General features: G+C 63.7%; 5 protein-coding genes. 2 read left to right on the top strand and 3 right to left on the bottom strand.

Going from position 1 to position 6522, the window contains the following annotated elements:
- Positions 1-242 precede the first annotated feature (242 nt).
- Positions 243-3449: an efflux RND transporter permease subunit gene (locus BLR85_RS17895; protein WP_093159702.1), complete on the bottom strand. Its 3207-nt coding sequence runs from the start codon at positions 3447-3449 to the stop codon at positions 243-245.
- Entirely contained in the window at positions 3442-4419 is a 978-nt protein-coding gene (locus BLR85_RS17890; protein ID WP_093159697.1) for an efflux RND transporter periplasmic adaptor subunit, read from the bottom strand. Before BLR85_RS17890 ends, BLR85_RS17895 begins: the two co-directional genes overlap by 8 nt.
- A gap of 317 nt (positions 4420-4736) precedes the next feature.
- On the opposite strand from BLR85_RS17890, the gene BLR85_RS29210 reads away from it, so the two are divergent.
- Both BLR85_RS29210 and BLR85_RS17885 read left to right on the top strand, forming a co-directional pair.
- Positions 4737-4880 carry a hypothetical protein gene (locus tag BLR85_RS29210; protein WP_170844622.1) on the top strand — a complete coding sequence of 48 codons (144 nt, stop codon included), beginning with the start codon at positions 4737-4739 and terminating at the stop codon, positions 4878-4880.
- Positions 4877-5776 (top strand): NAD(P)-dependent oxidoreductase, encoded by a 900-nt coding sequence (locus tag BLR85_RS17885; protein WP_093159692.1) that lies wholly within the window; start codon positions 4877-4879, stop codon positions 5774-5776. Before BLR85_RS29210 ends, BLR85_RS17885 begins: the two co-directional genes overlap by 4 nt.
- Positions 5777-5900: 124 nt before the next feature.
- On the opposite strand, the gene BLR85_RS17880 is transcribed toward BLR85_RS17885, so the two are convergent.
- Complete coding sequence (locus BLR85_RS17880) at positions 5901-6479, bottom strand: DUF1285 domain-containing protein (RefSeq protein WP_244520775.1); 579 nt, start codon at positions 6477-6479, stop codon at positions 5901-5903.
- Positions 6480-6522 lie beyond the last annotated feature (43 nt).

Here is a 6522-nt window from a genome sequence, read left to right as displayed (position 1 = left end):
AGACCGCATTCATCGCTGGACGGGCAAACGCCCGATCAGGCATATCTCAACCCGCCACGGCCAGTCCCGGTCGCGGCATAACTGAGCGGAAGATCCACTTAGAAAACGGCTTCAACCTGTTCAGACAAACCGAGCCACCTCTACCTTCGCGTTTCGCTGGCACCCGCGCTGAACGGCCAGACCCAAAAAGAAAGAGCGCCGGGAATGTTTCCGGCGCTCTTCTTGTTCCATGTCTTCGGGCGTTATGTCCGGAACACCCGGTAGATCGCCGGGATAACCAGCACCGTCAACAGCGTCGAGCTGAGCAGGCCGAACAGCAGCGACAGCGCCAGCCCCTGGAAGATCGGGTCGGCTAGGATCACCGCCGCGCCGATCATGGCCGCGACCGCGGTCAGCAGGATCGGCTTGAAGCGGATGGCGCCGGCCTCGATCAGGGTCTCGACCTTGTCCTTCGTCGGGTCCGCGTGGCGAATGAAATCCACCAGCAGGATCGAGTTGCGCACGATGATCCCCGCCAGCGCGATGAAACCGATCATCGAGGGTGCCGAGAAGGGCGCGTGGAACAGCCAGTGCCCGGCGATGATGCCGACGAACGTCAGCGGGATCGGCGTCAGGATCACGAGCGGCAGCTTGAACGATCCGAACTGCGCCACGACGAGGATGTAGATGCCCAGCAGCGCCACCGCGAAGGCCGCGCCCATGTCGCGGAAAGTGACCCAGGTCACCTCCCATTCGCCGTCCCAGAGCAGGGTGATGGTGCTTTCATCCTCGGGCTGGCCGTTCAGGCGGATCTCGGGCTTCTGCCCGTCCTCCCAGTCCATCGCGTCCAGCGCCTCGCCAACGGCCAGCATGCCGTAGAGCGGGGCCTCGAAATTCCCCGCCAGCTCGGCGGTGACCATCTCGGCGGTGCGCCCGTTATGCCGGAAGATCGGGAAGGAGGCGTGCTCCTCAGCGACTTCCACCACGTCACCCAGCTCGACCACGCCCCGCGCGCCGGGCAGCACATTGGCCGGGATCGGGGTGGAGAGGAAGCGCTCGTCCACCACGCGGTCGGCCTTGTCCCGCTCGACGTTGATCGGGATCGGATAGCGGCCCTCGCCGCGATGGGAATAGCCGACCGTGGCGCCGTGGTTGAGCAGGGACAATGTCGTGAAGACATCCGACTCCTCGACGCCGAAGAATTCCAGCTGGTCGGTCGAAATGGTCGCGCGCAAGCGGCGCGGCTGCTCGCCGAAACTGTCATCCACGTCGACGATGAAGGGAACGGATTGGAATGCCTCCCGGATCTTCGTCGCCGCTTCCCGGCGCGCCTCGGCATCCGGGCCATAAACCTCGGCCAGAAGCGTCGCCATGACCGGCGGGCCCGGGGGCGGTTCGACCGTCTTCAGGCTGGTGCCAGCGGGAACGTCCAACTCGGCGATCCGCTCGCGGATTTCCAGCGCGATCTCGTGGCTGGTCCGTTCCCGGTGCGCCTTGTGATCGAGATTGATCTGCACATCGCCCAAATTCGGCTGCGCGCGCAGGTAGTAATGCCGCACGAGGCCGTTGAAGTTGAAGGGCGCGGCATCGCCCGCATGGGTCTGGACCGAAAGGACCTCCTCCAGTTGCAGTACCTCGCGCGCGACGGCCTGTGCCACGGCATCGGTCGCCTCGATCGAGGCGCCCTCTGGCAGGTCGATCACCACCGACAGTTCCGACTTGTTGTCGAAGGGAAGCAGCTTCACGGTCACGTCACGCGTATAGAGCGCGCCGAGCGAACCGAAGGAGATCGCCGCGGCAACCAGCAGGAAGAGCAGGCTGCCGAACTTGGTCTTGAGCAGCGGACGCGCCACGGAGGCATAGATCCGCCCGAGGGTGCCGCCGTGGTGGCCTTCGCCCCCGTGGTCATGGAGCGGCGCGCGCCCCGCGATCTTGACCATCAGCCAGGGCGTTATGATCACCGCCACGAAGAAGGAAAAGATCATCGCCGCGGAGGCATTGGCCGGGATCGGGCTCATATAGGGCCCCATTAGCCCGGAAACGAAGAGCATGGGCAACAACGCGGCAACCACGGTGAGTGTGGCGACGATGGTCGGGTTGCCGACCTCGGCCACGGCCCGAATGGCCTTATTGACCCGGTTCTCCTTGTCCGGCATCGCCCAGTGACGCGCGATATTCTCGATCACCACGATGGCGTCATCCACCAGGATACCGATGGAGAAGATCAGCGCGAAGAGCGACACCCGGTTGAGCGTGTAGCCCATCACCCAGGCGGCAAAGAGCGTCAGCAGGATCGTCACCGGGATGACCACCGCCACCACGATGCTCTCGCGCCAGCCGATGGTGAAGAGCACCAGCGCCACGATGGAAACCGTTGCCAGCCCGAGGTGGAACAGAAGCTCATTGGCCTTTTCATTGGCCGTCTCGCCGTAGTCGCGGGTGATCTCGATCGACACGGTGTCCGGGATCAGGTCGTGCTCGAGGCTGTGCACCTTGTGCAGGATCTGCTCTGCCACCACGACGGCGTTCGAGCCGGCGCGCTTGGCGATGGCCAGCGTCACGGCGGGCGAGCGGATGATCTCGCCATCCTCGGCGCGGACGACATTGGCGACGATCTTGTCCGAGGTGTCGGGCACGAAGCTCACATCGGCCACGTCGCGGACATAGACGGGGCGGTTGTCGCGTGTTGTCAGCAGGAGGTTGGCCACATCCGCCGGCGCCTTGAGCGTCTGTCCGGCCACGAGCGAAATCTGCTCGCCGCCATCGCGGACATAGCCGGTGCTGAAGGCCCGGTTGGCGCCTTCGACCTTGCCGGCAAGCTGTTGCAGCGTCACGCCATAAAGGGCCAGCCGCTCCGGATCGGGTGCGATGCGGATCGCCTCGGGGGACTCGCCCACGAGGTATGTCAGGCCCACGTCGGAGATCTTGGCCAGTTCCACCTGCAATTCGCGAGCAATGCGGGTGAGGTCATTTGCGGTCATCTCGCCGGCCTCTGGCTTGGGCGAGAGGGTCAGCGAGACAATGGCCACGTCGTCGATGCCACGCCCGACGATCAGCGGCTCGTCGATGCCGACCGGGATGCGGTCCAGGTTGGCGCGGACCTTGTCATGCACGCGCAGGATCGCGGTATCGGCCGATGTGCCGACGAGAAATCGGGCCATGACAAGCGCATAGTCGTCGTTCGTCCGGGAGTAGACATGTTCGACCTCGTTGATGCCCTGCACGATGGTTTCCATCGGCTCGGTCACCAGCTTGGCCGCGTCTTCGGCCTTCAGCCCCGGCGCCTGGATATGGATATCCACCATCGGCACCGAGATCTGCGGTTCTTCCTCGCGCGGCAGGCTGATGAGCGCCACAAGGCCCATCGCGAGCGCGGCGAGGATCATCAGTGGCGTCAGCGCCGACTGGATGAAGGCCCGGGTCAGCCCTCCGGCGATCCCGAGTTTGCTTTGGGACTCCTGCTCACTCATGGCCCATCACCAGTTCTTCACCTTCCGTGACGCCGGAAAGGATTTCGACCACCGGCACGCCGTCCAATTCCTGCGCGGCGCCGATCACGACAGCGCGCTGCACGGCGGCGCCGTCGGCACCGGCAATGGTGACGAAGTCGAGCCCCATCCGGGTTGCAACCGCCTCGGCTGGCACGACCAGCGCGGCCTGTTTGCCGACCGGCAGGCGAACGAGCACGCGCGCATCGACGAAATCGGTGGCGATGCCTTCAACCTCGACATCGGCGATCACGCGGCCATTCTCGATCAGCGGATAGAGCTTTGCCAGCGTTCCGGTGGTTTCGGCGCCTTCGCCGCCAATTCGGATCTTGGCCCCTTCCTCAAGGAAGCCAGCATGGCGCTCGGGCACCGCAAGCCGCAGGAAGAAACCGCCGCCGCCGATTTCCGCGATCTGCTCGCCCGAAAGGACGACCGAGCCCTCAGTGACCGGAACATTCAGGACTGTCCCGGAGATCGGCGCAAGCACCGCACCTTCGGCCTCGCGCTGCAGCAGAACGTTCTTTTCGGCCTCGGTGGAGCCGATCTGGCCCTGGATCACGTCGACCTGGGTGCGTAGCTGGTCCAGCCGTTGGGCGGTGGTCACGCCGCGTTCCAGCAGGCTCTCACCGCGTTTCAGCTCCGCCATGGCGTTTTCGAGCTGTGAGCGCAGCGAATCCAGCGTGGCGTCGATGGCGCCAAGCTGAAGGGCGAGTTTCTCGTCCTGCACTGTCGCGATCTGTTGGCCTTCTTCGACTTTCGAGCCTTCGGCCACGCCGACCTCGAGCAGGGTGCCACCAAGCCGCGAGCGCGCCGGGACACGGTCGCGCGCCTCGATCCGGCCGAAAACGGCTTTCCATTCCGTCAACTCGACGGATCGAACCTGTTGCGCTCCTTCGGCCATGGCTCCCAGGGGGAGCAGGGCGGCAATCAGAGGCAGAAAATATCTGAGCATGACGGGACTCCTGGTCGGTCGGCGGGTCGACAACATATGCGTATTGATGAATATAATGCAACCCGTAGCGGCAAGTCTCTTGTATTGAAGGCGAATTATAGATGCAGGATATGCTTTTGTGACCCATGGCGAAAGGTGCGCAATCGTAGCGCCCCTTGATTTCTGGCCTGGCCGGCGGCGCATGGGGAATCGCGCCGCAAGGAGTGGCATCATGCTGATACAAATGTTGAATTCCCCGTGCTGGCGCATATGAAGAAGAAAGGCTTTTCCGCGGCGTCGAACCGGACGGTTCGCGATCTGCCAGATGAGAAAACCTCATGCTTGTCTTTCTCGCGGCACTGCCCGTGACAGAGGATTCGGGGGAGAACGAACCGCTGCTGTCCAACCGCAAGTCCCGGTTGGCGCGGGGTTTCGAAACGGAACGTGACTGGCGCAGATATGTCGCCGAGGAGGAAGAATGACCAAACCCACAATCGGTTTCATCGGTGTTGGCCTGATGGGGCACGGCATGGGGCTGAACATCCTGAAAGGCGGCTATCCCCTGGTGGTCGTGGCCCATCGCAACCGCGGCCCCGTCGAGGACCTGCTGGCGAACGGGGCAACGGAGGCTGCTTCCATCGCCGAGCTGGCCGCGCAATGCGACATCATCCATATCTGCGTCTCCGGCTCCCCACAGGTCGAAGCGGTAATCGCGGGCGAGGGCGGGATCGCGGCCAAGGCCAAGGCGGGCAGTATTGTCGTGGATTGCTCCACGGCCGATCCGGTGTCGACCGTGCAAATGGCGGAAATGCTCGCTACCAGGGGAATCGCCATGGCCGATGCCCCGCTTGGCGGAACACCGGCCAACGCCGCGCAGGGCACACTGTCAACCATGGTCGGTGCCGATGACGAGGCCTTTGCCCGGATCGAGCCGGTTCTGAAATGCTGGGCCACCAATATCGCCCATCTCGGCGCCGTCGGCCTTGGCCACAAGATGAAGCTGATCAACAATTTCGTCGCCATGGGCAATGCTGCGCTGCTGGCGGAAGCCATGGCGCTCGCCCGGAAGTCCGGCCTCAGCGTCGAGCAGTTCCATAAGTTGATCGGCTCCTCGCGAATGCATAACAGCTTCTACGACACCTTCATGAAATGGACGCTGGAGCATGACGAGAACGCCCACCGTTTCAGCATCACCAACGCCCACAAGGACATGCGCTACCTGTCGAACCTGGCCACGAGCGTGGGCGCGGTGAACCCGGTGCAATCGGCCATCCGCAACAATTTCGGCGCGATGGAGTCCGCGGGGCAGGGGGAGCGTTTCGTCCCGATGCTCGCCGATTTCATCGCCGCAACGAACGGTCTCGACCGGGAGGAGTAACCCGGGTCTCGCTGCTTCAGGCGAACAGACCCGGAGCCGGCCGCGTTCGTCGCGGCCGGCTTTTCCTTTGGGGTGCGGTCGTTCGGCCCCGGGAACCTACGGCTCGCATTCCATCCGTCGCCAATCAGTCCAGTTCGGTGGATGGAATCATCGGGAAGAAACAGCCGCCGGACCATAATCCGAACCATTTCTCGCCGAGGTGCTCGTGATGCGTGCCGATCTCGCTCAGCCGATAAAAGGTCTTGCGGTCGATCAGCGCTTCGAGGTTGACGCGGACGAGCACGTAAGGCGACGGTTCGCCCGTTTCCGGATCGCGCTCCACGCGGATCGGGTGTTCGGGGCCAGCGGTGACCGTGTCGCCCACATTCGTCTTGAAGGTGATGACCTGTTCCTCGCCCTCGCCGGCGAAATTCGCATCGATTGCCACGAAGGGCGCGTCCTGCACCCGAATCCCCACCTTCTCGACCGGTGTCACCAGGAAATAGTCGTCGCCATCGCGGCGCAGGATCGTGGAAAACAGCCGCACGAGCGGCGCTCGGCCGATCGGCGTGCCCTGGTAGAACCAGGTGCCGTCGCGGCGGATTTCCATGTCCAGATCGCCGCAGAAGGGCGGATCCCAGAGGTGAACCGGGGGAAGTCTGCCCGAAGTCGCCACTTTGCTCGCGGCAGCGGCAAGGCTTTCGGCCGACGGGGTCCTGTTCATTTTCGTCGATCCCTTATTTGTCATTTGTTCCCCGCGAAATATC

It is taken from the genome of Aliiruegeria lutimaris, from assembly GCF_900099935.1.
GTDB classification, from domain to species: Bacteria; Pseudomonadota; Alphaproteobacteria; order Rhodobacterales; family Rhodobacteraceae; genus Tropicimonas; species Tropicimonas lutimaris.
This window is presented reverse-complemented; position numbering and strand designations above follow the sequence as displayed.